Source organism: Rhodococcus sp. RDE2 (assembly GCF_020885655.1).
Classification (GTDB): domain Bacteria; phylum Actinomycetota; class Actinomycetes; order Mycobacteriales; family Mycobacteriaceae; genus Rhodococcus; species Rhodococcus pyridinivorans.
In genome coordinates this window covers 348,604-374,249 of sequence record NZ_AP025186.1, presented here as the reverse complement: position 1 = coordinate 374,249, position 25,646 = coordinate 348,604, and the positions used below count along the sequence as shown (strand labels likewise).

At 67.9% G+C, this 25,646-nt stretch carries 23 protein-coding genes; 5 read left to right on the top strand and 18 right to left on the bottom strand.

Annotated elements, in window-relative coordinates:
- Window positions 1-46: 46 nt before the first annotated feature.
- Entirely contained in the window at window positions 47-904 is an 858-nt protein-coding gene (locus LPH33_RS01720; protein ID WP_088898823.1) for an oxygenase MpaB family protein, read from the bottom strand.
- 80 nt (window positions 905-984) lie between these two features.
- A complete protein-coding gene (locus LPH33_RS01715; protein ID WP_202400023.1) occupies window positions 985-1,734 on the bottom strand; it encodes a GntR family transcriptional regulator in 750 nt (249 codons plus the stop codon).
- Window positions 1,735-1,864: 130 nt separating this feature from the next.
- On the opposite strand from LPH33_RS01715, the gene LPH33_RS01710 reads away from it, so the two are divergent.
- Window positions 1,865-3,400, top strand: coding sequence for an aldehyde dehydrogenase family protein (locus LPH33_RS01710; protein WP_160876100.1), 1,536 nt, complete (start codon window positions 1,865-1,867; stop codon window positions 3,398-3,400).
- 4 nt (window positions 3,401-3,404) lie between these two features.
- Entirely contained in the window at window positions 3,405-4,370 is a 966-nt protein-coding gene (locus LPH33_RS01705; RefSeq protein ID WP_016693180.1) for an oxygenase MpaB family protein, read from the top strand.
- A gap of 95 nt (window positions 4,371-4,465) precedes the next feature.
- Here LPH33_RS01705 and LPH33_RS01700 read toward each other — a convergent pair whose 3' ends face one another.
- The 5 genes from LPH33_RS01700 to LPH33_RS01680 form a co-directional block, all read right to left on the bottom strand.
- Window positions 4,466-5,962: an MFS transporter gene (locus LPH33_RS01700; protein WP_420714471.1), complete on the bottom strand. Its 1,497-nt coding sequence runs from the start codon at window positions 5,960-5,962 to the stop codon at window positions 4,466-4,468.
- 97 nt (window positions 5,963-6,059) lie between these two features.
- On the bottom strand, window positions 6,060-6,659 hold the full coding sequence (locus LPH33_RS01695; RefSeq protein WP_229566858.1) for a TetR family transcriptional regulator: 600 nt from the start codon (window positions 6,657-6,659) through the stop codon (window positions 6,060-6,062).
- On the bottom strand, window positions 6,656-7,264 hold the full coding sequence (gene recR / locus LPH33_RS01690) for a recombination mediator RecR (RefSeq protein ID WP_016693177.1): 609 nt from the start codon (window positions 7,262-7,264) through the stop codon (window positions 6,656-6,658). The genes LPH33_RS01695 and recR overlap by 4 nt, the downstream gene beginning before the upstream one ends.
- A gap of 9 nt (window positions 7,265-7,273) precedes the next feature.
- On the bottom strand, window positions 7,274-7,597 hold the full coding sequence (locus LPH33_RS01685) for a YbaB/EbfC family nucleoid-associated protein (RefSeq protein ID WP_016693176.1): 324 nt from the start codon (window positions 7,595-7,597) through the stop codon (window positions 7,274-7,276).
- Window positions 7,598-7,701: 104 nt separating this feature from the next.
- A complete protein-coding gene (locus LPH33_RS01680) occupies window positions 7,702-8,136 on the bottom strand; it encodes an SRPBCC family protein (RefSeq protein ID WP_026061346.1) in 435 nt (144 codons plus the stop codon).
- Window positions 8,137-8,285: 149 nt separating this feature from the next.
- Here LPH33_RS01680 and LPH33_RS01675 point away from each other — a divergent pair, with 149 nt between their 5' ends.
- Together LPH33_RS01675 and LPH33_RS01670 are read left to right on the top strand one after the other, a co-directional pair.
- Complete coding sequence (locus LPH33_RS01675) at window positions 8,286-9,746, top strand: FAD-binding oxidoreductase (protein WP_145690981.1); 1,461 nt, start codon at window positions 8,286-8,288, stop codon at window positions 9,744-9,746.
- Window positions 9,743-11,050, top strand: a complete 1,308-nt coding sequence (locus tag LPH33_RS01670; RefSeq protein ID WP_088898827.1) for a class I SAM-dependent methyltransferase — start codon at window positions 9,743-9,745, stop codon at window positions 11,048-11,050. The genes LPH33_RS01675 and LPH33_RS01670 overlap by 4 nt, the downstream gene beginning before the upstream one ends.
- A 158-nt stretch (window positions 11,051-11,208) precedes the next feature.
- Here LPH33_RS01670 and LPH33_RS01665 read toward each other — a convergent pair whose 3' ends face one another.
- The 8 genes from LPH33_RS01665 to LPH33_RS01630 form a co-directional block, all read right to left on the bottom strand.
- Entirely contained in the window at window positions 11,209-13,356 is a 2,148-nt protein-coding gene (locus LPH33_RS01665) for a 3-hydroxyacyl-CoA dehydrogenase NAD-binding domain-containing protein (RefSeq protein ID WP_229566856.1), read from the bottom strand.
- A gap of 23 nt (window positions 13,357-13,379) precedes the next feature.
- Window positions 13,380-14,594 (bottom strand): acetyl-CoA C-acetyltransferase, encoded by a 1,215-nt coding sequence (locus tag LPH33_RS01660; RefSeq protein WP_229566855.1) that lies wholly within the window; start codon window positions 14,592-14,594, stop codon window positions 13,380-13,382.
- Window positions 14,595-14,752: 158 nt separating this feature from the next.
- Entirely contained in the window at window positions 14,753-15,760 is a 1,008-nt protein-coding gene (locus LPH33_RS01655; protein ID WP_088898830.1) for a zinc-binding dehydrogenase, read from the bottom strand.
- On the bottom strand, window positions 15,736-17,325 hold the full coding sequence (phnE, locus tag LPH33_RS01650) for a phosphonate ABC transporter, permease protein PhnE (protein ID WP_229566853.1): 1,590 nt from the start codon (window positions 17,323-17,325) through the stop codon (window positions 15,736-15,738). Before phnE ends, LPH33_RS01655 begins: the two co-directional genes overlap by 25 nt.
- Window positions 17,322-18,134: a phosphonate ABC transporter ATP-binding protein gene (gene phnC, locus LPH33_RS01645; protein WP_088898832.1), complete on the bottom strand. Its 813-nt coding sequence runs from the start codon at window positions 18,132-18,134 to the stop codon at window positions 17,322-17,324. The genes phnE and phnC overlap by 4 nt, the downstream gene beginning before the upstream one ends.
- Before the next feature lie 2 nt (window positions 18,135-18,136).
- Window positions 18,137-19,105 (bottom strand): phosphate/phosphite/phosphonate ABC transporter substrate-binding protein, encoded by a 969-nt coding sequence (locus tag LPH33_RS01640; protein WP_088898833.1) that lies wholly within the window; start codon window positions 19,103-19,105, stop codon window positions 18,137-18,139.
- Between the two features lie 23 nt (window positions 19,106-19,128).
- On the bottom strand, window positions 19,129-19,800 hold the full coding sequence (locus LPH33_RS01635; protein WP_088898834.1) for a phosphonatase-like hydrolase: 672 nt from the start codon (window positions 19,798-19,800) through the stop codon (window positions 19,129-19,131).
- Window positions 19,801-19,840: 40 nt separating this feature from the next.
- A complete protein-coding gene (locus tag LPH33_RS01630) occupies window positions 19,841-20,971 on the bottom strand; it encodes a TIGR03364 family FAD-dependent oxidoreductase (RefSeq protein ID WP_088898835.1) in 1,131 nt (376 codons plus the stop codon).
- A gap of 98 nt (window positions 20,972-21,069) precedes the next feature.
- Between LPH33_RS01630 and LPH33_RS01625 the strand changes: the two genes are divergently transcribed.
- Window positions 21,070-21,786: a GntR family transcriptional regulator gene (locus LPH33_RS01625; RefSeq protein ID WP_160876110.1), complete on the top strand. Its 717-nt coding sequence runs from the start codon at window positions 21,070-21,072 to the stop codon at window positions 21,784-21,786.
- Between the two features lie 8 nt (window positions 21,787-21,794).
- Here LPH33_RS01625 and LPH33_RS01620 read toward each other — a convergent pair whose 3' ends face one another.
- The 3 genes from LPH33_RS01620 to LPH33_RS01610 all read right to left on the bottom strand — a co-directional run bounded on the left by LPH33_RS01620 (window position 21,795) and on the right by LPH33_RS01610 (window position 25,139).
- The gene (locus tag LPH33_RS01620; protein WP_088898837.1) at window positions 21,795-22,445 is read right to left on the bottom strand and encodes a response regulator; all 651 of its coding nucleotides are present in this window, start codon (window positions 22,443-22,445) and stop codon (window positions 21,795-21,797) included.
- On the bottom strand, window positions 22,442-24,373 hold the full coding sequence (locus LPH33_RS01615; protein WP_229566852.1) for a sensor histidine kinase: 1,932 nt from the start codon (window positions 24,371-24,373) through the stop codon (window positions 22,442-22,444). The genes LPH33_RS01620 and LPH33_RS01615 overlap by 4 nt, the downstream gene beginning before the upstream one ends.
- 70 nt (window positions 24,374-24,443) lie before the next feature.
- On the bottom strand, window positions 24,444-25,139 hold the full coding sequence (locus tag LPH33_RS01610; protein WP_172414999.1) for a hypothetical protein: 696 nt from the start codon (window positions 25,137-25,139) through the stop codon (window positions 24,444-24,446).
- Between the last annotated feature and the right edge of the window lie 507 nt (window positions 25,140-25,646).

Sequence of the window (25,646 nt, the reverse complement as noted above, 5' to 3'; positions counted from 1 at the left end):
GTGGCCGGACGTGCGTCCGGCCACTGTGTCGTTCTCCGGAGAGAACTCAGATGACGTGCCCGTGCGCCTTCATCCGGCGGCGCATGTCGTTGAGGTAGTAGGTGGCCGACAGTTGGCGGATGGGCCTGGGCACCGCGCGGTAGATCGGCGGGACCACCTTCCAGAACAGGTCGAAGCGCCGCTGGTCGCGCGGACTCCACGGCAGCGCGAACTCGTCGCGCATGCGTTGCGGGAGAAGACCGATCGTCATGAAGCGCTGCAGCGGCATGAGAGCCCGAACAGGAAGCGGGGCGTCGCCGCCGGTGAGGAGGTCGCGGGTGAACGAACGCACCTTCCGGTCGACCTCGAAGGTCGCGATCATCTCGTCCCAGTACCTGTCGAACTCCTCCCGCGTCTTCGGCCACATGTCGTCCTTGACCTGCAGGGCCGTGCCGTAGACCGCGGACTGACGGTAGATGCGTTCGATGTCGGCGTCGGTGAGAGGACCGAACATCCGCCGGTACATGTCGACACCGTTGCGGTACAGCGTTGCGGCAACCCACAACTGGAGTTCGGGGTCGAAGGCGTTGTAGGTCTCCGAGCGCACCGGGACGTGCGCCTTGTTGACCATCCGGACGACCTGCTTCTTCTCCTCGGGAGTACCGAGCGTGACGGCGTAGACGTAGGTCATCGTGGTGCGCAGCCGGTCGAGCGGCCGCTGCAGGGTGGTGCTGTGGTCGGCGACGCCGTGCCCGACACCGCGCGATGCCAGCTGCAGGAGGACCGTCGCGCCGGCGCCGAGCAGGAGCATCGACTCTCCGACGAAGTCGGCCAGTTCGACCGAGCCCACCGGAAGCGGAGCGGGGGTCGCCACCGGTTCGTCGGTGGTGACGGCGGGGGCGCGCTCTTCGGCATGGGTCGTCATCGGAGGTCTCCTGATGGTGAAAGTACGGGTGCAGCACTGTCATACAAATTGTGCACACCCGTACTCAGATAGGCAAGTGCCTATCCGGAGGGCGAATCGACCCCCGCCCGCTCGCGGTGGGCGACCAGGCGCGCGGCCGCGTCCTCGAACTGCACGAGCGTCTGCGTGATCACCTCGCTGTGGTCCTGCGCGGCGATCGCCTCGATCAGCTTCGTGTGCGACCGGATGGCGAGCGTGCCCCACTCGGCGTCCCGCGCGTAGAGGCGGTACGGAATCGTGCGCGCGGCGGTGTTGAGGAACCACGCGAGCTTGGGGCTGTCGGCGATGCGGTTGAGCTCGCGATGGAAGTCGAACTCGGCGTCGGCGATCCGCTCGATGTCGGGTGTCACCCCCTCCGGGACGACGACGAGCATGCGCAGCCTCTCGTTGAGTTCGGCCAGACGCTCGAGATCGGCCGGCGTGGCACGGTCGACCGCACGGAGCGCGAGCTCGACGGCGATCTGTCCCTGCAGCCAGAAGATGTCGTCGATGTCGCCGCGCGTGAGGGGCGAGACCCGGTACCCGCGATTCGGGGCGGATTCGACCATCCCCTCCCCGCGCAGCGTCAGCAGCGCCTCCCGGACGGGGGTGACGCTGACGCCGAGTTCGACCGCCGTCTCGTCGAGCCGGATGAAGTCGCCCGGACGCAGTGCGCCGGACATGATCGAGCCGCGGAGGTGGCCGGCCACCTCGTCGGACAGCTGCGGACGGCGCCGCACGGCCCCCTCCGAACGTCGGGATGCCGCAGCGTGATCCGCCGCTGTCCCGGGGCTGCGTGTCGGTGCCGCCATCGTGTCTCCTGTAGGAATCCGGACAACTGCGCACGGGGGTTGTCCAATTGGCCCGCGAACGCCTAATGTGATGTCCACTACAGCTATCACATCAAATATATGTGATGTGGTCCACCAGGAAGTGTCGAACATGACCCAGAACCTCACCAGTCCGAAAAACGCGAAGAGCAGCTCGGACAAGGCATCCACGGCAGCGAACACCGACACCTTCGCCAGCCTCGACCCCCGGAACGGCGAGGTGATCGCCGAGTATCCGATCGCCGACGAGGCCGCCGTGGGCGCGGCCGTCGAGCGTGCCCGCGTCGCCGCCCGCTGGTGGGAGGCCCAGGGCTTCCGCGGCCGCCGCGACTGGCTCCTCGAGTTCAAGAAGGCCGTCGCGTCCGACGCGACCTCGCTCGCATCGGTGGTGGCGAAGGAGACCGGCAAGCCCTTCGGCGACGCCTTCCTCGAAGTCATGCTGGCGGTCGAGCACCTCGACTGGGCGGCCAAGAACGCCAAGAAGGTGCTCAAGCCTCGCAAGGTGCCCTCGGGCGTCGCGAGCTTCAACCAGGCCGCGACCCTCGAGTACAAGCCGCTCGGCGTCATCGGCGTGATCGGCCCCTGGAACTACCCGGTCTACACCCCGATGGGTTCGATCGCCTACTCGCTGGCCGCCGGCAACGCCGTCGTGTTCAAGCCGAGCGAGCTCACCCCCGGTGTCGCGAAGTGGCTCGAGGACAAGTGGAACTCGATCGCCCCCACCCAGCCGGTCTTCCAGGTGATCACCGGTCTCGGTGAGACGGGTTCGGCGCTCGTACGTTCGGGTGTCGACAAGGTCGCCTTCACCGGCTCCGGCCCCACCGCCCGCAAGGTCATGGCGGTGTGCGCCGAGTCGCTCACCCCGCTCGTCGCCGAGTGCGGCGGCAAGGACGCGATGATCGTCGCTGCCGACGCGAACATCGACGAGGCCGTCGAGTTCGCCGCCTTCGGTGCGTTCGGCAACGCCGGCCAGACCTGCGCGGGCGTCGAGCGCATCTACGTCGAGGAGCCCGTCTACCGTGAGTTCCTCGACAAGCTCACCGCCACCGTCCGGCGTGCGAAGCCGGGCGGCGACGAGAACTCGACCTACGGCCCGATGACGCTTCCGCGCCAGGTCGACATCGTGCGCAACCACATCGAGGACGCCCTGAAGTCCGGCGGCAAGGCCGTCCTGGGCGGACTCGAGTCGGTGCAGGAGCGCATCGTCGAACCCGTCATCCTCACCGACGTGCCCGAGACCTCGGCCGCGGTGTGCGAGGAGACCTTCGGCCCGACGGTCGTCGTCAACAAGGTCCGCGACCTCGACGAGGCAGTCGAGCGCGCGAACGGCACCAACTACGGTCTCGGCGCGTCGATCTTCACGCGCAACAAGAAGAAGGGCCGTCAGCTCGCCGAGCGCCTGCGCAACGGCATGGTGTCGGTCAACTCGGTGCTCGGCTTCGCCGCCATCGCCTCGCTGCCCTTCGGCGGCATCGGCGAGTCCGGCTTCGGCCGCATCCACGGCGCCGACGGCCTGCGCGAGTTCAGCCGTCCCAAGTCCGTCACGGTGGCGAAGTTCAGCTCGCCGCTCAAGCTCATGAGCCTCGAGCGTCCGGAGCGCGACCTGAAGATCTCGCAGGCGATGCTCGAGTTCATGCACGGAAGGTGAGCCGATGACGACCACTCCCCCGCGCACTCGCAGCCGGAAGGCCGCCGTCGTCGCGAAGCCCGAGGCACGTATCGAGAAGGCCGGCACGTTCCCGCCCCCGAACAGGGATCCGCACCCGAAGCGTGGGCGGATGGGCTGGGTCAAGGTGATCGAGGAGCTCGACCCGGTCACGCAGCACCAGGACATCGTGCGGATCACCGCCGGCTACGAGTTCCCGTGGGACTATCAGCGGTCGCTCGAGTTCGCCCTCTTCCGCACGTACTGCGTGCCCAGCATCTCGGAACTGCTCGCCCGCACCGGCGAGTTCGAGAAGCGGCCGCAGAAGCGGTACGACGACACGGCGCTGCTGATGGCCGAGCTGGTCGAACACGGCTACGACGCCGAGCGGGGACGCGAATCGCTGCGCAACATCAACCGGATGCACGGCAAGTACTCGATCGACAACGACGACATGCTGTACGTCCTGTCGACCTTCGTGTACGACCCGCTCGACTGGATCGACCGTTACGGGTGGCGTCGTCTGCACCCGAAGGAGCGGCTGGCATCGTTCTACTTCTACCGCCAGGTGGGCATCCGGATGGGCATCAAGGACATCCCGGAGTCGTTCCAGGAGTTCCACCGGTTCAAGCTCGAATACGAGCGTGAGAAGTTCACCTACAGCGACGACAACCACGCCATCGGCACCTACACGTTGCGCCTGTTCCAGTCGTGGTACCCGAAGGTGCTGAACAAGGGCATCGAGAAGGTCGTCTTCGCACTGATCGACGACCGCATGGCGTCGGCGTTCGGTTTCCCGAAGAGCTCACCGCAGCTGACGGAGATCGTCGAGGGCGCGCTGCGGGCTCGGTCGGCGTTCGTGCGGCGACTGCCGAAGCGACGCGTGTCGCTGTCGGCGGGCAATGCCACCAACCGGACGTATCCGGGTTACCCCCTCGGTTACCGTCCGAACGATCTGGGCGTCGAACACTGACGCACCGATAGACCTGGGGGACAGGAGGGCGGCCCCGCATTCCGGTTTCACACCGGGTGCGGGGCCGTAACTGTTCGGGGAGGAGCGGACCGGGCTCAGTTCTCGACGGGCCGCAGGGCCTGCTTCGACGGGAGCGCGAACCCCGAGACGAAGACGACGACGGCGCAGCCGGCGCACACGAGATAGGCGATCACGAAGCCCGCCGTGCCGATGCCGAGCCCGCCGCCGAGGGTGTGAGCCGCGAGCACCGAGGCGACGACCGCGCTGCAGACGGTACTGCCCACAGTGCGGAGCAGGACGTTGACGCCGTTCGCCGCGGCGTTCTGCGACAGCGGCACCGCGCCGAGCAGGAGCACCGGCAGCGTGCAGTACACGAGCGACGTGCCGATGGCCGCGACGAAGATGGCGGCGACGACGAGCCACAGCGGCTTGCCGGGCACCGCGTGGACGCTGTAGCCGGCGAGCAGGAAGACCGCTCCGGTCATGATCGTGATCTTGGGTCCGAAACGTTCGGTGATCCGGGAGGCCACGATCGCGAAGATCATCATCGCGAAGCTCGCGGCCAGCTGACAGGCCGCGGCCTGGAGGATGGTCAGGTCGTATCCGGCTCCGTGCGCCGACGGCGCCTGCAGCAGCTGCGTGGTGATGAGGGTGTTGCCGTAGAAGGCGAACCCGACGAGCAGTGCCGACAGGTGCGGCGCGAGGACGGACCGGCGGGCCGAGACACGCAGGTCGACGAGCGGATTGCGGTTGCGCAACTGCTGCACGCCCCAGAGCACGAACAGCAGCACCGACGCGGCGAACGAGAGCAGCACCGCGGGGCTCGTCCAGCCCCACGTGCTGCCCTGGGTGATGGGCACGAGCAGGCACACCAGCGCGGCGGACAGGCCGGCGGCGCCCACGGCGTCGAAGCGACCACCGGTGCGGGTGTCGGATTCCGGGATGACGATCCACGCCGCGAGGGCGACACCGGCACCGATGGCGGCGGTGATCCAGAAGAGCAGGTGCCAGTCGGCGAACTGGACGATGGCGGCCGCGAACGGGATGCCGACCGCGGTGCCGATGCCGAGGGTGGAGCTGAGCATCGCGATCGAGCGCTCCACGTGCTCACGGGGCAGGACCTCGCGGAGGATCGCCATGCCGATCGGCAGCACTGCCGCGCCGGCGCCCTGCAGGCCACGGGCGAGGATGAGCAGTCCGATGTCGGAGGTCAACGCGCAGATCAGCGAGCCGAGGGTCATGAGCGAGAACGCGATGAGCAGCATCCGCTTCTTGCCGATCATGTCGGCGAGACGGCCGAAGATGGGCGTCATCACCGCACCGACCAGCAGGGTGCTCGTCACCAGCCACGACACGGCGGTGGTTCCGGCACCGGTGAAGCCCGGCATGCTCGGCAGGAGCGGGACCATGACGGTCTGCATGATGGCCTGGAAGACGGCACCGACCGCGAGAACCGGGAAGACGAGATGCCGCAGGTCGCGCGTCTTCTTCTCCGCCGGTCTGCTCGCCTTCTTCGCTGCGGACGCCGAGCGCGTCGGCGCTGAGACGGACCTACCCGCCACGTGCAGGCGCAGGGGGAGCGAGATCGACATCGACACCCCCTCATCGACAAACAGGTAAATAGCCGTTCACCACATTAGGTGAACGGCTATTTACCCTCAAGAGGAGTGACCAAGGTCATTCGTGCCGCTAAGAACCGTTTCCGTCGAGCAACCGCTGGACCAGCGGCGCGTACACGGCCACGACTTCCTCGACCGTGCCGGTCGCGCGCTCCTGCATCATGCGACGACGCATGATCGCCAACCCCATCAACGCCGACATCGCCAGCTCGGCCCGGAGACGGGCATCCGGCCCCGGAAGCCTCGCGGCGAGAGCGTCGACCATCTGCGCGGAGTAGTTGTCGCGGAGCATGCGGTTGCTCTCCTCGCTGCCCCCGCTCATGAACAGGATGTTCATCGACAACGGCTTGTAGGGCTCGAGCGGGCGGGCGAACATCGCGACCATCCGCTCCCCCAGGCTCTCGAGCGGCCCGTCGAACAGCACCTGAGCGCCGTACTGGAAGTCGACGAGCTCCTCGTACAACTGCTCCTTCGAGCCGAAGTACTTGATGATCAGCGGTGCGCTGACACCCGCTTCCTCCGCGATGTCCTTGAGCGTGATGTCGCGGTAGGGGCGCGTCGCGAACGCCTTCCCGGCAGCGTCGATGATCAACTTCCTGGTCTCGTCGGAAGTCCGGCGACGCTTCTCGGGCCCACCCCGATGCGATGCCTCCGTGCTGCGCACGGTCACATCGCCCGCCTCCCCGACAACGCTCGTCCGAGCGTCAGTTCGTCGGCGAACTCGAGGTCGCCACCCATCGGCAGACCCGACGCGAGGCGGGTGACGCTCAGCCCCGGGAAGTCGCGCAGCATGCGCACCAGATAGGTGGCCGTCGCCTCGCCCTCCGTGTTGGGGTCGGTCGCGATGATCACCTCGGAGACGTCGACGCCGTCCTCCTGGTTGCCGATCCGGGTGAGCAGTTCGCGGATGTGCAGCTGGTCGGGACCGACGCCGTTGAGCGGGTCGAGCGCACCGCCGAGGACGTGATAGCGCCCCCGGAACTCACGGGTGCGTTCGATCGCCTGCACGTCCTTCGGTTCCTCGACCACGCAGATCACCGTACGGTCGCGGCGAGGATCGGAGCAGATCCGGCAACGCTGCTGGTCGGAGACCGTTCCGCAGACCTCGCAGAACTGCACGCCGTCGCGGATCCGCTGCAGCGCCGCCTGCAGGCGGTCGATCTCGGGCGGCTCGACCGAGAGCAGGTGGAACGCGATGCGCTGGGCACTCTTCGGACCGACGCCCGGAAGCTTGCCCAGCTCGTCGATGAGGTCCTGTACCGGTCCTTCGTACAACGCCGACCTCTAGAAACCGGGCAGGCCGGGGATTCCGCCGCCGAGCCCACCCGCGAGCGGACCGAGTTTCTCGGCCGCGATCTCCTGGGCCTTCGCCGAGGCGTCGGCGATCGCACCGACCACGAGATCCTGCAGGGTCTCGACGTCCTCGGGGTCGACGACCTTCGGATCGATCTTCACGGACACGACCTCGCCCGTGCCCTTCACCGTCGCCGTCACGAGGCCACCGCCGGCCTGGCCGGTGACCTCCGCCTGCGCCATCTCGTTCTGCGCAGCGGCGAGCTGCTGCTGCATCTGCTGGGCCTGAGCGAGGAGTTGCTGCATGTCGGGCATTCCACCACCGGGTTGCACGGCACGTCCTTTCTGCACGTTTGTGATGCCAGCCTAGTCGCCGCGCATCGGGGTCGGCACAGACGCCGAGGTCGACGGAACCGGGCTCAGTCGACTTCCTTCTTCAGGTTCTCGAGCACCTGCTGCTGGATCTTCTTCAGGCCGAGCGGCGCGAACGTCTTCTCGAAGAAGCCCTTGACGCCTCCGGCACCCTTCCACTGAGTGAGCACGACGACCGTCGAACCCGTCCCGTTCGGCACGACGCTGTAGGTCGTCACGAGCGTCGAGTTCGCGTCCGTCTCCGTGACGGTACTGCCCTTCACCGACACGGTGGCCTGCACGTCGCGCTGACGCTTCTCCGTGGCCTGGAGGATCCAGTGCACGACGGTGCCGTCACCGCGGCCGCCGGAGATCACGCGGTAGTCGCGGTAGTGCTCGGTGAGGATGCGCGGACGCACGGTCTCGTAGTCGGCCAGGGCGGTGAGCACCGCCTCGGGAGCTGCCGCCAACTGGATCGAACTACTTGCGCTGACCTGTGCCATGAACGACTCCTTCTGCTTCTTCGGTGCTGATGCGGGCTCGAATGTGCCTGTGACGACAGCATCCATCCTGCCCTGCGCGTTCCGGGACGGATGCGACCGCCGGGTCTATTGTGGACGTGCCCACTGATGCGCCGCTCCGAAGGAGTCGAATGCAGATGCCGAGATCGTCAGGTGTGAAGGTCCCGTACGGGGAGGCGGTACACCGTCAGGGTGTCGACCGCCTGCTGCGCTCGTACAGCGCGATTCCGGCCGACGCGCCCGTGCGACTCGCGAAGAAGACGTCGAACCTCTTCCGGGCACGCGCCGCGGTGAACGCGCCGGGGCTCGACGTCTCCGGCCTCGGCGGTGTCATCTCCGTCGACCCTCAGGCCCGCACCGCCGACGTCGCCGGCATGTGCACCTACGAGGACCTCGTCGACGCGACCCTGCCCTACGGCCTGGCGCCGTTGGTCGTCCCGCAGCTGAAGACCATCACGCTCGGCGGCGCCGTCACCGGGCTCGGAATCGAGTCGACGTCCTTCCGCAACGGTCTCCCCCACGAGTCGGTGCTCGAGATGGACATCCTCACCGGGTCCGGCGAGATCGTCACGGCCCGCCCCGAGGGTGAGCACGCCGACCTGTTCCACGGCTTCCCCAACTCGTACGGTTCGCTCGGATACGCCACGCGCCTGCGCATCGAACTCGAACCGGTGAAGCGTTTCGTCGCACTGCGTCACCTGCGATTCGACACGATCGCCGATCTGCAGTCCGCTCTCGCGCGGATCGTCGACGAGCGGACCTGGGACGGCACGCCGGTCGACTACCTCGATGGTGTCGTCTTCTCCGCGACCGAGAGCTACCTGACGCTCGGCACGCAGACCGACGAGCCGGGCCCCGTCAGCGATTACACCGGGCAGGACATCTACTACCGGTCGATCCAGCACGTCTCCGTCAACCGCCCCAAGGAGGATCGGCTCACGATCCGCGACTATCTGTGGCGGTGGGACACCGACTGGTTCTGGTGCTCACGGGCTTTCGGTGCCCAGAACCCGAAGATCCGCCGATTGTGGCCGAAGCAGTTGCTGCGCAGCAGTTTCTACTGGAAGCTCATCGCGCTCGACCACAAGTACTCGGTGGCCGACCGGATCGAGGCACGCAAGGGCAATCCGCCCCGCGAGCGCGTCGTGCAGGACATCGAGGTTCCGCTCGAGCGCACGCAGGAGTTCGTCGAGTGGTTCCTCGACGAGATCCCCATCGAGCCGATCTGGTTGTGCCCCTTGAAGTTGCGCGACATCGAGTCGTCCCCGGAGGCCGGTCGTCCGAGCACCTCGGACGCCCAGCGCCCGTGGCCGCTGTACCCACTCGAGCCGAAGCGCGCCTATGTGAACGTCGGGTTCTGGTCGTCCGTTCCCATCGTGCCCGGCGCCGAGGAGGGCGCCGCCAACCGGTTGATCGAGAAGAAGGTCGCCGAACTCGACGGGCACAAATCGCTCTACTCGGACTCCTACTACTCGAAGGACGAGTTCGAGGAACTTTATTACGGCGGTGGTGAATACCCCGCCCTCAAACAGAAATACGACCCTCGGTCCCGTCTACTGGACCTCTTTTCGAAGGCGGTGCAACGAAAGTGACCATATTCAAGGCCGACAACGATCGGTCCACCGAGGACAAGCTCGCACTCGCCCAGATCGTCGAGATCGTGACCGGCGGCGACATGCCGCTGCGCTTCACGGCCTACGACGGATCGGCGGCGGGCCCCGAGGACTCCCCCTACGGTCTGCATCTCGCATCGCCCAAGGGAGCGACGTACATTGCCACCGCCCCCGGCGATCTGGGTATGGCACGGGCGTACATCTCGGGCGATCTCCAGGCGAAGGGCGTGCATCCCGGCAACCCCTACGAGTTGCTCGCCGCGCTCGGCGACCTGCACTTCGAACGTCCCCCGGCCCGCGTCCTCGCGCAGATCGCCCGGTCGCTCGGCACCGAACTGCTCAAGCCGATCGCGCCGCCGCCGCAGGAGCACCTGCCGCGCTGGCGCCGCATCGCCGAGGGCCTGCGGCACTCGAAGTCGCGCGACGCCGAGGTCATCCACCACCACTACGACGTGTCCAACGAGTTCTACGAGTACGTCCTCGGGCCCTCGATGACGTACACCTGCGCCGTCTTCGAATCCGAGAACCAGAGCCTCGAGGACGCCCAGGAGAACAAGTACCGTCTGGTCTTCGAGAAGCTGCGGCTGAAGCCGGGCGACCGTCTGCTCGACATCGGTTGCGGCTGGGGCGGAATGGTGCGTTACGCCGCTCGGCGCGGTGTGAAGGCCCTCGGCGTGACGCTCTCCAAGGAGCAGGCGGAGTGGGCTCAGAAGGCCATCGTCGAGGAGGGTCTGAGCGACCTGGCCGAGGTCCGGCACTCCGACTACCGCGACGTGCCCGAGGGCGGGTTCGACGCCATCTCGTCGATCGGCCTGACCGAGCACATCGGTGTCGCCAACTACCCGGCCTACTTCCGGTTCCTCCACAGCAAGCTGCGGGCGGGCGGTCTGCTGCTCAACCACTGTATCACCCGGCCGACGAACAACACCCGTGCCAAGGCCGGCGGTTTCATCGACCGGTACGTCTTCCCCGACGGGGAGCTCACCGGTTCGGGTCGCATCATCACCGAGGCGCAGAACATCGGCTTCGAGGTGATGCACGAGGAGAACCTGCGCGAGCACTACGCCCTGACGCTCAAGGGTTGGTGCGAGTACCTCGAGAAGCACTGGGAGGCCTGCGTCGCCGAGGTCGGTGAGGGCACGGCTCGCCTGTGGGGTCTGTACATGGCCGGTTCCCGCCTCGGCTTCGAACGCAACGTGGTGCAGCTGCACCAGGTGCTCGCGGTCAAGCTCGGCGACGACAAGAAGCCGCAGACGCCGCTGCGGCCCTGGTGGGTCGCCTAGTCGCCCGGTCGGCACCACAACAGAAGAGCGCGAAACGGTCGGAGGAGCGGGCATTTCCCGCTCCTCCGACCGTTTCGCGCTCCGATGGACTGTCACCGAACGGGAAGGGCTCCCGACGCCGTGGCGTCGGGAGCCCTTCCGTGCAACCGTCGTGTGCGTCAGCTGCGCAGCGACGCCGGCGGGTTGAAGCGCTCGCCGTACTTGGCGGCGAGTTCCTCGGCCCGCGCGACGAAGCCTTCCTTGCCACCCGGGTAACCGACGATGTACTGAGCGACACCACCGGTCCAGGCCGGGAAACCGATGCCGAAGATCGAGCCGATGTTGGCGTCGGCGGTGGTCTCGAGAACACCCTCGTCGAAGCACTTCTGGGTCTCGATCGCCTCGGCGAAGAGCATGCGGTCGATCAGATCCTGCAGCGGCACATCGAGGGTCGCCTCGGTCTTGTAGTGATCGCGCACGCCCTGCCAGATGCCCAGGCGCTTGCCGTTCTCGTCGTACTCGTAGAAGCCGGCCTTCTCGAGGCGGCCCGGACGGCCCTGCTCGACCATCCAGTCGACCACGTCGAGTGCGGGATGACGCGTGGTGCCGAGCTTGGTGTCGCCCTGCTTGGCGGCCTCCTCGGTTTCCTTCGCGATCTTCTGCATGAGCTTCATGTTCAGCTCGTCGGTCAGCTGCAGCGGCGGAGCCGGGTAACCCGCCTGCGAACCGGCCTGCTCGATGGTCGCGGGCTCGATGCCCTCGCCGAGCATGGCGATGGCCTCGTTGACGAAGGTGCCGATCACACGCGAGGTGAAGAAGCCGCGACTGTCGTTGACGACGATCGGGGTCTTGCGGATCGCGAGCGTGTAGTCGAACACGCGGGCCAGGGCCTCGTCGGAGGTCTTCTCACCCTTGATGATCTCGACCAGCGGCATCTTGTCGACCGGCGAGAAGAAGTGGATACCGATGAAGTCCTCGGGACGCTTGACGCCGGTCGCGAGACCGGTGATGGGCAGCGTCGAGGTGTTCGAACCGAGCAGCGCGTCGGGATCGACGATGTCTTCGATCTCCTGGAACACCTTGTGCTTGAGCTCGGTGTTCTCGAACACCGCCTCGATGACGAAGTCGACGCCCGCGAAGTCGGCGGGGTCGGCCGTCGGCGTGATGCGGTCGAGCAGAGCCTTCGACTTCTCCTCGGTGGTCTTGCCACGCGAGAGAGCCTTGGTCTCGATCTTCTCCGAGTAGTTCTTGCCACGCTCGGCGGCCTCGAGGGTGACGTCCTTGAGGACGACCTCGTAACCGGCCTTGGCGGAGACGTAGGCGATGCCGGCGCCCATCATGCCCGCACCGAGAACGCCGATCTTCTTGATCTCACGCTTCGGCACGTCCTTCGGACGCGAAGCGCCCGAGTTGATGGACTGCATGTCGAAGAAGAACGCCTGGATCATGTTCTTCGCGACCTGGCCGGTGGCGAGCTCGACGAAGTACCGCGACTCGATGGTCGAGGCGTTGTCGAAGTCCACCTGCGAGCCCTCGACGGCGGCGGCCATGATGGCGCGCGGAGCCGGCATCGGGGCGCCCTTGATCTGCTTGCGCAGGTTCGCGGGGAAGGCCGGGAGGTTCGCGGCGAAGGCCGGGCTGGACGGGGTGCCGCCGGGGATCTTGTAGCCCTTGACATCCCACGGCTGGACGCCGCCCTCGGGGTTGGCCTTGATCCATTCCTTGGCGGCCGGAACGAGCTCCTCGACGCTGCCCACGACGTCGTGGACGAGGCCGATCTCCTTGGCCTTGACCGCGTTGTACTTGTTGCCCTGCAACAGAACCGAGAGCAGAGCGGTCTGGATGCCGAGGAGGCGCACGGTGCGGGTGATGCCACCGCCACCGGGGAGCAGGCCGAGGCTCGCCTCGGGCAGGCCGATCTGGACACCCTTGACGTCGGCGGCGATGCGGTGGTGCGTCGCGAGGGCGATCTCGAGACCGCCACCGAGGGCCGCGCCGTTGATGGCGGCGACGACGGGCTTACCGAGGGTCTCGAGGCGACGCAGGTCGGCCTTGATGCCCTGGACCTCGTCGAACGCGGCCTGCGCGTCGTCGGGGCCGATCGCGATGATGTTGCGCAGGTCACCGCCGGCGAAGAAGGTCTTCTTCGCGGAGGTGATCACCACACCGGTGATGGAGTCCTGCTCCTCGTACAGGCGGTCGACGGTGGCCTTCATCGACGCCTTGTACAGCTCGTTCATCGTGTTGGCGCCCTGGTTGGGGTCGTCAAGGGTCAGCACGACGATGCCGTCGGCGTCCTTCTCCCAGGAAATCATGTTGTCGCTCACTGTTGTTCGAATTCCTTCCGGTGTCAGACGCGCTCGATGATGGTGGCCACACCCATGCCGCCACCGATGCACAGGGTGACGAGGGCGCGCTTGGCTCCGCGGCGCTCGAGCTCGTCGATCATGGTGCCGGTGATCATGGCGCCGGTGGCGCCGAGCGGGTGGCCCATCGCGATGGCGCCGCCGTTGACGTTGAGCTTCTCGTCCGGGATGTTCAGATCCTTCTGGAACTTCAGGACGACCGAGGCGAAGGCCTCGTTGATCTCGAACAGGTCGATGTCGTCGACCGTCAGGCCCGCCGCGGCGAGAACCTTGTGCGCGGCCGGCGTGGGGCCGGTGAGCATGATCGTCGAGTCGGCACCGGAGGTGGCCGTGGCGACGACGCGGGCACGCGGGGTCAGGCCGAGGTCCTTGCCGGCCTGCTCGGAACCGACGAGCACGAGTGCCGCGCCGTCGACGATGCCCGAGCTGTTGCCGCCGTGGTGGACGTGATCGATCTTCTCGACGAAGTGGAACTTCTGCTGCGCCACGGCGTCGAAGCCGCCCATCTCACCGATGGTCGCGAACGACGGCTGCAGCTTGGCCAGACCCTCGAGGGTCGTGTCCGGACGCATGTGCTCGTCCTGGTCGAGGATCGTCAGACCGTTCTGGTCCTTGACCGGGACGACCGACTTGGAGAAGTAACCGCCGGACCAGGCTGCCGCCGCGAGCTGCTGCGAACGCAGTGCGTAGGCGTCGACGTCCTCGCGGGTGAAGCCCTCGATGGTCGCGATGAGGTCGGCGGAGATGCCCTGGGGAACCAGGTAGCTGTCGTAGTTGGTGGCGGGATCGAGCATCCACGCGCCACCGTCGGAGCCCATGGGCACGCGGGACATCGACTCGACGCCACCGGCGAGGACGAGCTCGTCCCAGCCCGAGCGGACCTTCTGCGCAGCCATGTTGACGGCCTCGAGGCCCGACGCGCAGAAGCGGTTGATCTGGACGCCGCCCGTGGTGACCGGCAGGTTCGCGATGGTGACAGCGGTGCGGGCGATGTCGGCACCCTGATCGCCGACGGGGCTGACGACACCGAGGATCAGGTCGGAGATACGGTTCTCGTCGAGATCGGGGAATCGAACACGCAGCTCGTCGATCAGGCCCGTAACCAGGGAGATCGGCTTGACGGAGTGCAAAGAGCCCGTCTTCTTGCCTCGGCCGCGTGGTGTTCGGATGGCTTCATAGATGAATGCCTCGGTGGTCACAGTGCGCAGGTTCCTTCCCGTGCTTGCGGAGCGACGGCACCCACGGCCCTGCAGAGGGCCGCCGTGCCCAACCTCCCCCACGGTAGAAGCGGACGGCCCTCGGCGGTAAGGACCGAAGCGATCGGTGTCCGTGACCGAACCGAACGTCCGGAAACCGTCTACGGAGCCACCGCTGCCCGCAGGCCGCGTCCTCTGTGCAGGACTTCTCCCAGCGCAGCGAGGGGAACGGGCGCGTCGACGAGCTCGGCCCAGGGGTGGACGGCGACCGTGCGAGTCAGGAACGCCACGGCCTCGTGCAGGTGCCGGGGTTCGTAGTTGTGCACCCCGCTGATGGTGAGCCAGCCGCGCACGATCGCCTCCGGATCGACAGGGACTGCGGCGGCGGGAGCCACCGACCCCGCGAGGACGACGCGGCCACCGATGTCCAGGCGCGGTACGAGCGAGGCGATCGCCTCCGACGACCCGGAGAAGTCGAGGGCGACGTCCACGGGACCACCCTCGTCGGCGACCGCTCCGAATCGTCCGGCACACGCGGTGCGCCGGGGATCGACGTCGAGGACCACGACCTCGGCACCGGCATCCGCACACATGGCCACGGCCGTGACACCGAGCATTCCGGCACCGCACACCACGACCCGGCGTCCTGCGAGGTCGCCGGCCGCGTCGATCACCGCGGCGGCAGTGGCGGTCGCGCACGCGGCGGGAGCTGCGACGACGTCGGGCAGCAGGTCCGGGACGGGCACGAGTTCCGTGCCCGCGGGCAGGACGATGTACTCGGAGTACGTTCCCGACAACGGCCACGGCCCGGTGAACGGTTCGTGACCGACCTTCGTCACCGATCTGCACTTGGCCGTGCGCCCGGATCGGCAGCGGTCGCACTCGTGGCACACGCGCGTCACGCTCCACACGACCCGCTCCCCCACGTCCGAGGTGGCATGCGGGCCGACCGCGACGATCTCCCCGACCCCTTCGTGTCCGAGAACCGACGGCACCGGACCGCAGCGTCGTCCGGACACGGTGTGCAGATCGCTCCCGCACACCGTGGCGAGCCGGACACGGACGAGCACGTCGCCGTCACGCAGGGCCGGTACCGGCACCTCTCGCATCTCGATGTCCGCTCCCGTCCACACCGCCGTGCGGCTCACACGACCTTCGAGCGGATCCATCCCGACACCCTTTCGATGACGTACACGACGGCGAACACGATGACCACGATCGCACCGGCGAATTCGAAGTTCAGTGTCCGGACCGCTTCGAAGAGAAGGAATCCCACGCCTCCCGCACCGACGACACCGAGAACGGTCGAGGTGCGGATGTTGACGTCGAGCAGGTACAGCGTCGAACCGACGACGGACGGAACCACCTGGGGAATCACCGCGGCGAACACGGTCTTCCACCATCCGCCACCGACGGCGCGGACCGCGTCGAGCGGACCGGAGTCGATCTCCTCGACGGCGTCGGCGACGAGTTTGCCGAGGAATCCGACGGATCCGACGGCGAGCGCGCATGCACCGGCGACGGGGCCGAGTCCGATAGCGGCCACGAAGATCACCGCGAGGACGAGTTCGGGGACGGCCCGCACGACGAGGATCACGGCGCGTGCGGATGCGTAGACGGTGGGATGTGGCGACACGTTGCCCGCAGCCAGGATCCCGAAGGGTAGTGACAGCGCCGCGCCCACGGCGGTCGCGACCGCACCGATCGCGAGGGTCTGCAGCACCGCGTCGGCGAGATCCCATCCCACCGCGGCGAAGTCCGGCGGCACGAGACGCGTGAAGACCTCGAGGGACGGACCGATCCACGTGAACAGCTCGCGCGGGTCGATACGGAGGGTGATCAGGGCGAGTACCGTGGCTCCCACGACGGTGACCGAGAAGACGGTACGTGAGACACGTTCGCGTCCGGGACCGTTCGCGGAGGGGGTGAGCAGGGCGCGCCGGACGAGGATGGCGACGACCTCCATCGCGGCGATGATCACCAGGATCACGCACACGATTCCGAGCGCTCGTGGATAGACCAGTCCGCGCAGTGCGTCCTGCAGCGCGAACCCGATGCCGCCGGCACCGACGAAACCGAGGACGACGGAGGTTCGGAGGTTGATGTCGATGCGGTAGACGAAGTTCGCGGTCCAGGACGGAACGACCTGCGGCAGAACCGCGTTGATCATCTCGCGGACGTACCCGACGCCGGTGCTGCGCACGGCTTCCCGCGGCCCGGCGTCGGTCTGTTCGATCGCGTCGGCGAACAACTTGCCGAGCATGCCGATCGAATGGAGCGCGAGCGCGAGAACACCGGGGAGCACGCCGATTCCGAGTGCGCGGACGAACAGGACCGCGAACAGCAGGTCGGGCATGGCGCGGCAGAACGTGATGACGGCGCGGGCGATGCGATACAGCACCGGATGCGGTGTCGTGTTGCGTGCCGCGAGGAATGCGAGCGGGATCGAGGCGACCGCCGCGAGGACGGTGCCGAGCACCGCCATGAGCAGCGTCTCGAGGGCGAGGACACCGATGCGGCCCGGATCGTCGAGCCGCGGCGGCAGCATGCGTTCGATCAGGCCGGCCGTCGAATCGAGCCCGTCGAGCAGGGTCGCGGGCGCGAAGTCGATATACGCGGCCGATGCCAGGACGGCGACCGCGACGATCGCCCACCCGGCGGTGATCGTCCGCCGGCGGCCGCGACCGGCGTCGTGGGGCGTCGGCTCGGTGCGGGGTGGGGCGAGGATGCTCATGCCGACCCGGCTCCGAGCGGGTCGGAGGCGGGCTCGACGCGCCGGTAGATCTCCATGGCCTCGTCGCGTGAGAGACCGACCGCGGGGCGATCGAGCACTTTGCGGCCGTCGCGCAGACCGACGATGCGGTGTGCCCACCCGAGTGCGAGGTCGACCTGGTGCAGCGTGCACACGACGGTGAGCTTGTCCTCCATGCACACTCGGAACAGCAGGTCCATGACCACGCCGGCGTTCTCCGGGTCGAGGGAGGCGACGGGTTCGTCGGCGAGCAGGACCGTGGGCCGCTGCATGAGGGTCCGCGCGATCGCGACGCGCTGCTGCTGGCCTCCTGAAAGCGTGTCGGCGCGCCGGTCCGCGAGGTCGGCGAGACCGACCCGGTCGAGATGTTCCCGCGCCTCGACACGCATCGCCTTCGGGTAGGTGAGTGCCCCGTAGCGGGGCAGCGACAGTCTGCCCAGTCCGCCGATGAGTACGTTCTCGAGGCAGCTGAGCCGTCCGACCAGATTGAACTGCTGGAAGACGAATCCGACGTTCCTGCGCAGCGACCGCAGTTCACGGCGCGACGCGAGATCGACCCGCGTCCCGGAGACGTCGATGCTGCCCTCGGTGACGGGGTGCAGACCGTTCAGGCACCGGAGGAAGGTCGACTTCCCCGAGCCGGACAGGCCGAGCAGCACGACCAGTTCGCTGCGGTGGACGTCGAGATCGACGCCGGACAGCGCGGTGGTGGTGCCGAATTCCTTGGTGACACCACGGACGGAGAGAACGAGATCGTCGCCGGCGACCTGATGGGTGGGATCGATGTTCATCGTCAGCCCTTGCACTTCTCGGAGCCGGTGATCTCACAGACGTGGCGTACCCCGTCGTAGTCGGCGTCGGTCGCGGGCACGACACCCCAGGCACGTTCGTCGGTGATGCGGCATTCGCCGTCGCAGTATCCCTGTGCGCGCAGGTAGTCGGCGTTGCCCTTCTCGGTGAGGATGCCGGCGAGTCGTTCGACGACCTCGGTGCCGAGGGAATTGTCGCCGACGAACAGGGATCCGGCGATCGTCTCGGATTCCCAGACCTTCTTCAGTTCGCCTTCCCGGATGTCGCCGCTCTCGATCATGGTCTTGTCGACCATGGTGTCGAACGCGAAGCCGGCATCGCAGTCGCCCGCTGCGATCGCCAGTGCGGAGGCGTCGTGTCCGCCGGCGTAGACGGGGGTCAGGCCGGCGACGAGATCCTGCTCGGTTCCCGATCCGACGACTCCCGCTTCGATGAGTCCTGCCGAGGGGTACAGGAATCCGGACGTCGAACCGGGATCGACGAAGCACACGTCCTTGTCCGCGAAGTCCTCGATACTGTCGATCCCGGAGTTGCCGGACTGCGTCAGACCGTAGGAGCGGTAACCGGGTTCGGCGCCCGGATCCTGCACCACGGCGCCGAGCGGGGTGGTGTCGGCGCCGTTGAGCTGTGCGACGACGTACGCGAAGGGACCGAAGAAGGCGAGATCGACGTTGTCGGCGATCATGCCTTCGACCACGCCCGCGTAATCGGAGGCCTGGACGAACTCGACGGTCGATCCGGTCTCGTCCTCGAGCATCTTCAGCAGCGGTTCGTAACTCGCCTTCAGGTCGGACGAGTTCTCGGCCGGAATCGCACCGAGCGTGAGGGTTTCGGGGAAGCCTTGTTCGGTGAGCGCGTCGGGATCCGAACCACCGCAGGCTGTCAGGGCGAGGGTGAGTCCGGCGGCGAGACCGGCACAGGCAACGGTGCGCCGGGACGACAGGGAACGCATGGGGGTGTCCTTCGTGTCGGGGGTCAGGCGAGGAGCAGAGCAGGCAGATCGGCGATCGAGTCGAGAACGTGTGTGGCTCCGGCTTCGCGGAGCGTCGCCTCGTCGTGGGCGCCGGTGCGGGTTCCGGCGACGACGGAGGCGCCGGCGCGCAGACCGGACAGGATGTCTCCTGCCGTGTCCCCGACGACGGCGACGTCACGGACGTCGTCGGTACCGGTGCGCAGCAGGGCGGTGAGGATCATGTCGGGGTAGGGGCGTCCGCGACCGGCGTCGGCGGGCGTGAGAGCGAGGTCGGCGAGGTCACGCCAGCCGAGTGCATCGAGCAGCCTGTCCTGGGTGGATCGGCTGAATCCGGTGGTGAGTACGACTTTCACGCCGGCCTCACGCAGCTGCGTGATCGCCTTCTCGGCGCCGGGGACGGCGGAGACGTCGCCCTGGTCGACGAATCGTTCGTAGGCGCGTTCGAAGGCGTTGTTGGCGATCCGGGCACGTTCGTCGCTGCCGAACAGTGCGCGGAATACGACGATCTTCGACTGCCCCATGGTGTCGAGGACGTATCGGCGTGCGTCGTCCCGGTCCGGGCCGCTCGCGGGAAGGCCGACGGCGGTGGCCGCCTCGTCGAATGCGCGAACGACGAGTCCGTCGTCGGCGACGGTGGTTCCGGCCATGTCGAGCACGGCGAGTCGGATGGTCATGTTCTTCTCCAAGGGTTTCGGGGCGTCCCGTTCCGGGATGTCAGAGGCCGAGAAGGTCGGCGGTCTCCTCGCCGAGATAGGGGCCGAGGGTCATACCGCGGCCACCCGGACCGGCGACGACCCACACGTCCTCATCGGCCTTCGCGCGGTGCACGAGCGCCGTGGGGTCGATGCACTGGCTGTACACACCGGCCCAGCGCCGGACGACGCGCGGCAGTCGGCGGCCGAGGAACTCCTCCGTCACCGCGACGAGGTGGTCGTAGGGTTCTTCGTCGACGTCGAAGTCGAACGGTTCGTCGTAGGCGTGGGTATCGCCGATGGTGAGGCCGCCGTGCAGGCGCTGGACGCACAGCAACTGCATGCGATGCCGTGCGGCGACGGGTCGTTGCTCTTCGGAGGCGGTGAGGTCGTCGAGGGCGGTACCGGCGAATCCCGGGTAGTAGCGCAGGCTGTCGCCGTCGGCGATCGACGTGGTGAGGTCTTCGCCGAGCGGTGCGGTCTGCATCATCTGCAGTCGGACCCTGCGCAACGGCAGGTCGTCGGCGAGGTCGCGGGCGAGGCCACCGAGTGTCGCGCCGGGACAGACGAGAACGAGGTCGGTCTCGTGCACGGTGCCGTGGTCGTCGCGCACCTGCACGGTCCCGTGGGGCGTGCGGGAGACGTCCCGCGCCTCGGTGGACGGCAGGAACCGGTAGCGGCCCGAGGTGGCGAGGTGTTGCCGGATCGCCGGGAGCGCGATGCGGGATTCGACGGCGGCGTCGGCGCTGCAGTGCAGTGCCGCGAGGAACTTGCCGCGTAGCGCGGGGTTACGGCGGCGCGTCTCGTCCGCATCGAGCAGGGCGAATCCCCGTCGCTGCGCGTCGTCGCGTGCGATCGCTTCCTCGGCGACGGCGACCTCGGCGTCGGTGCGCAGCAACGTCAGCGAACCGTTCGCTCGGAAACCGACGTCGGGAACACGGGCACCGAGGTCCTCCCACAGCTCGCGGGAGCGCAGGGTGGCGTCGAGTTCGCCGCGTGTGCGGCCGGAGACCCAGACGAGTCCGAAGTTCCGCACGGTGGCGCCGCGCGCTTCCGGTTCGCGTTCGAGGTGCAGGACGTCGTGTCCGCGGCGGACGGCGGCGTCGGCGTGTGCGGTGCCGAGGATGCCGCCACCGATGATCAGGATTCGCATGGGGACGACAGTGACGGATGGTCTAGACCATATGGGGGTGGTTCGGCGAACGCCCGGTGAACAGTTGGTATAGACCGGAATTCGGTTACGCTGGATGTGTGGCCACCGTCGTTCGCGAAGCGCGCACCCTCAAGCACCAGGTCGTGCGCCGCCAGGTCGAGTGCCTCCTCGACCAGCTCAGCGTGGGAGATCAGGTCCCTTCCGAACGCGATCTCGCCACACGATTCGACGTCGCCCGCGAAACCGTCCGTCAGGCACTTCGGGAACTGCTCGTCGACGGTCGCATCGAACGGCGGGGCCGCAGCACCGTCGTCGCCGGACCGAAGATCGTCCAGCCTCTCGTCATCGGTTCCTACACCGAGGCCGCCCTGCTCGAAGGGCGCAGCGCCGGGCGTGTGCTCGTCGCGTGGACCGATCTCGTCGCCGACGACGAGTTGGCCTGCCGTCTCGGTCTCGAACCCGGCGATCCCGTCCTCGAACTCGAACGTGTCCTGCTCACCGACGGCGTGCATGTCGGGCTCGAACGCACGCGCCTTCCCGCACACCGCTTTCCGGAGCTGCGCCGGACGCTGGATCCGTCGTCGTCGCTGTACGCCGCGATCCGTTCGTACGGGATCACCTTCGCGCGGGCGGTCGAGCGGATCGAGACCACGCTGCCGGATGCGCGCGAGGCGGCGCTGCTCGACGCCGACACGCGCACCCCCATGCTGCTGCTCGAGCGGATCTCCTACGACGAGAACGACGTGCCGATCGAGCACCGCCGGTCGCTCTACCGCGGCGACCGGATGTCCTTCGTCACGACCGTCACTCCCTGAGCAGCAGGTCAGTCGACGCCCAGGCCTGCTTCTCGCGCACGCACGATCGCGCTCGCCCGGTCGGCGGCACCGATCTTGCCGAGGATGTTCGACACGTGGTTGCGCACCGTCTTCTGGCTGAGCACGAGCCGACGGGAGATCGCGGTGTTGTCCAGTCCGCGGGCCACGAGATCGAGGATCTCCCGCTCCCGTTCGGTCAGGTCCGGGAAGGCCGCCGAGGTGTTGCGGGAGGTCGCGACCGCCGCAAGGGCTTTCGCCGCGACCGCCGCACCGACGATCATCTCGCCGTCGGCCACGGCCCGGATCGCCCGTTCGACCCCTGACGGATCGGCCCCCTTGACGAGATAACCCGACGCACCGGCACGGATCGATGCGACGAGGATGTCCTCGTCCTCGTGCATGGTGACCATCAGGATCCGGGTGCCCGGCGACTTCCGGAGGATGCTGCGGGTCGCGTCGATCCCCGATCCGTCGCCGAGTTCGATGTCCATGAGCACGACGTCGACGTCGGTGGTCACGACCTCGAGCGCCTCCCCCACCGAACTCGCCTGGCACACGACGTCGATCCCGCCGAGGGTGCCCAGCAGGGCCGCCATACCGAGGCGGAAGACGGGATGGTCGTCGACGACCGCAACGCGTATCGCTCCGTTGTCGCTCATGATTCGGACCAGGGTAGCCGTGCCCGCACCACGACACCGCGCGGGTCGCCGGGTTCGATGCCCACCGTTCCGCCGACCTCCCGGGCCCGTTCCCGCATGCTCTGCGTCCCCACACCGACACGCGCGTCGGTCGCGAGCCCTCGTCCGTCGTCGACGATGTCGAGGACCAGCAGGTCGCCCTCCGCCGCGACCCGCACCGTGCATTCGTCGGCGCCGGAGTGCCGTCGTGCGTTGATGATCGCCTCGGAGGCGATGCCGTAGGCGGCCCACGCGATCGGCCCGGACATCCCGGCGGGGAGGTCGGACTGCAGGTCGACGCGGAATCCCGCGCGGGCGTGGGTGATCACGAGTTCGTCGAGTGCGGCGGTGAGGCCGAGTTCGTCGAGGACCGGGGGCAGCAGACTGCGCGACAGTTCGCGGACACCGTCGACCTGCCGGTCGAGTTCGCGGAGCAGTTCGTCGACAAGTCCGGCCGCGGCTTCCGGGTCGGTGGCGACGAGATTGCGTGCGCCCTGCAGGCCGAGCCGCACCCCGGCGAGCGACGGGCCGAGACCGTCGTGCAGTTCACGGCGGATGGTGCGGCGTTCCTCGAGTCTCACCTCGGTGAGGCGGCGACGTGCGTCTTCGAGGTCCTCCGCAGACCGCAGGACGACGAGACCGGCGTCGACGACGGTCGCGAGTTCGGTGAGCGCCCGCCGGCTGCGTGTCCCGAGCGATTCGCCCGGGGGTGCGGTGACGGCGAGTGTGGCGTCACCGGAACCGACCGGCACCTCCTCGACGGGTCCGGTCGCGGTCCCCCAGCGTGCGATCACGTCGCTGCCGCGGCGCACCTCGACCGATTCGAGGCGCAGTGCGGTACCGATGCCGGCGGCGAGTTCGCCCAGCAGCAGGTCGGGGGAATCGGCACCGGCGAAGTGCCGCCCGAGGATCCGGACGGCGCGTGCCGGGTCGACGCCGTCACCGTAGACGAGGCGGTGCACCTTCCGGCCGAGCCACATCCGCACCGGTTGCACGGCCAGGGCGACGGCGGTGGCGGCGACCGCCTGGGCGAAGACCGACTCGTTCGGGAGCACCAGCGACACCGCGACCGTCACCGCGAGATAGCAGGTGACGAGCACGGCGGTGAGACTGCCGGCGAGCGCGGCACGACCGACGGCGAGGTCGATACCCCAGAGTCGTTGGCGCAGCACGACGGCGAGGATCGCGACCGGATAGAAGGCCTGCGTCGCAAGGTGGAGCAGCGGTGTGAGCATCCACGGCACGTCCGGGACTGCCATCGGGATGTACGAGGCCGTCATCAGGGCACTGCCGAGCGCGAGCCATCCCGTCCCGGATCGTTCGCCGGCCGGAGCGTGGCGGCGACGCCACTCGACGTGCCCCGCGGTCAGGAAGCCCACGGCCACAACGGGTCCGACGAACCAGATGTCGGCGATATCGGTGAAGGTGCGCGCCCAGAAGAACCAGGCGATCGTCAGGACGCCGATGCCGATCCCGGCCCGCACCACGGGATCGGCCGGGCGGTCGCGGACGAGCCACGGCACCACCAGGAACAACGCGAGCGTCCCGGGGATCCAGGTGGTGTTCTGCAGCGGACCGAGGAATCCGACGGGCAGTTCGGGGCGGACGAGGGCGAGCTGGGTCCAGCTGTAGGACACCGCTGCCACACCGACGCCGATCGACGCGACGGCCAGCAGGATCGGCACGGCGTGGACCCGGCGGGCGAGGATCACCCCGGCGACCGTCCCGTAGACGGCGGCTCCGACGACGTCGACGAGGAAGAACAGCTGGTCGGAATCGAGCGCGGGCCGGGCCGCGACGAACACGACGACGGCCGCGACGGCGAGCAGCCAGGAGGCGACGGCCACGACGGCGGCGGGTACCGGTGCCCCGGTACCCGCCGATCCGTTCGCCGCGACTGTGTCCTTCATGGTGCGGTGAGTATGCACCACTGTGTCCTCGATGCGGCCGGTATACGCCGCTGGGCCGCTCGCAGTGGCACTAACGTGCACGCCGGTCCGCGAGGGCGAATCCGACTCCGGCCACCAACACCCACACCGGGCCGGTGAAACCCGCCATGTACTGCAGCGGGGAGATGCCGAGGAGCAGCGTCAGGCCGCCGAGAACGATGCTCGCCCAACCGATCCACCGGGGCGCCGCGCGGTGACGCAGGGCCGCCACCGCGACCGCGACGCCGCTGACGCCGGCACCGACCCACAGCCACGGGATGGTGCCCATCCAGTGCGAGGCGAAGACCGCCACCTCGGGCACCATCTGGTCGGTGTTGCCGAGGCCGAACAGCAACTCGGTGTCGAGCCCGGTACCCATGAGGGTCGCAACCGAGGTGAGCACGAGACCGAATGCCGCGACCGTCGGCACGAGGCTGAACTCCGGAGTGCCCGCGCGCAGCCGACGCTGCAGTCCGGCAGCGAAGACGAGCAGCAGCGTCGTCGACACCATCAGCGTCAGATGCATGACGAGCATGGCCGTGCGCTGCCCGGCGAACTCGGTCATGATCGCCACCGCGTTGCCGGCGGTGCGCTCGTTGTACGCCGCGCTCATCGCCATGCTCGCCTGGATGCCCACGACGCCGGCGAGTCCGGCGACCGCCCCCGTCCACGCCCAGAGCGAACCGGGGCCACGACGGTCGGGGGCGATCGGCGCGAGGGGTTCGGTCTCGGTGCCGAGAGTGTTCATGAGAGTCCCTTCGGATCGGTGCGACGCCCTGCGCGTCGTGGAAGGAACGATCCGGTGCCCGGTGTCCCGGGTGGAAGGGACGGCCGTCCCGACCTTCCGGGACCACCGTTCGCGCCATCCCCGGGCACGACGAACGAGGGGGAGGTTGTGTGCGATTCTCCCGACGAAAACGCACACGACCTCCCCCTCGATCGGACAGTGCAACGCGGATATCTCCGTGAGCGGACGGATCCGCGTCGTCACGAATTCACTCAGGGATGGCGGGTGCGGCGCTCGTCCGCCGAATGGAGAGCGGCGACGGACGCGAAGGCCGCAGCCAGTACCAGTAACAACAGCACAACATTGAGTGTCATGGAATGTCCTTTCACGGGGCCGGGTGAATTTCTCCCGACTTCGAAACAGGCGCTCCCCTCTTCTATCCCATTTACGAGAAATATGCGAGTCTATCCCATTTACGAGAAATATGCGAGTCGACGCATTTTCCACCGGCGAATTCGATGCGTTCGC

Coding starts and splice junctions, on each gene's coding strand:
- LPH33_RS01720 (WP_088898823.1), bottom strand. CDS start 904: ATGACGACCCATGCCGAAGAGCGCGCCCCCGCCGTCACCACCGACGAA.
- LPH33_RS01715 (WP_202400023.1), bottom strand. CDS start 1,734: ATGGCGGCACCGACACGCAGCCCCGGGACAGCGGCGGATCACGCTGCG.
- LPH33_RS01710 (WP_160876100.1), top strand. CDS start 1,865: ATGACCCAGAACCTCACCAGTCCGAAAAACGCGAAGAGCAGCTCGGAC.
- LPH33_RS01705 (WP_016693180.1), top strand. CDS start 3,405: ATGACGACCACTCCCCCGCGCACTCGCAGCCGGAAGGCCGCCGTCGTC.
- LPH33_RS01700 (WP_420714471.1), bottom strand. CDS start 5,962: ATGTCGATCTCGCTCCCCCTGCGCCTGCACGTGGCGGGTAGGTCCGTC.
- LPH33_RS01685 (WP_016693176.1), bottom strand. CDS start 7,597: ATGCCCGACATGCAGCAACTCCTCGCTCAGGCCCAGCAGATGCAGCAG.
- LPH33_RS01680 (WP_026061346.1), bottom strand. CDS start 8,136: ATGGCACAGGTCAGCGCAAGTAGTTCGATCCAGTTGGCGGCAGCTCCC.
- LPH33_RS01675 (WP_145690981.1), top strand. CDS start 8,286: ATGCAGATGCCGAGATCGTCAGGTGTGAAGGTCCCGTACGGGGAGGCG.
- LPH33_RS01655 (WP_088898830.1), bottom strand. CDS start 15,760: ATGGATCCGCTCGAAGGTCGTGTGAGCCGCACGGCGGTGTGGACGGGA.
- phnE (WP_229566853.1), bottom strand. CDS start 17,325: ATGAGCATCCTCGCCCCACCCCGCACCGAGCCGACGCCCCACGACGCC.
- phnC (WP_088898832.1), bottom strand. CDS start 18,134: ATGAACATCGATCCCACCCATCAGGTCGCCGGCGACGATCTCGTTCTC.
- LPH33_RS01640 (WP_088898833.1), bottom strand. CDS start 19,105: ATGCGTTCCCTGTCGTCCCGGCGCACCGTTGCCTGTGCCGGTCTCGCC.
- LPH33_RS01635 (WP_088898834.1), bottom strand. CDS start 19,800: ATGACCATCCGACTCGCCGTGCTCGACATGGCCGGAACCACCGTCGCC.
- LPH33_RS01630 (WP_088898835.1), bottom strand. CDS start 20,971: ATGCGAATCCTGATCATCGGTGGCGGCATCCTCGGCACCGCACACGCC.
- LPH33_RS01620 (WP_088898837.1), bottom strand. CDS start 22,445: ATGAGCGACAACGGAGCGATACGCGTTGCGGTCGTCGACGACCATCCC.
- LPH33_RS01615 (WP_229566852.1), bottom strand. CDS start 24,373: ATGAAGGACACAGTCGCGGCGAACGGATCGGCGGGTACCGGGGCACCG.
- LPH33_RS01610 (WP_172414999.1), bottom strand. CDS start 25,139: ATGAACACTCTCGGCACCGAGACCGAACCCCTCGCGCCGATCGCCCCC.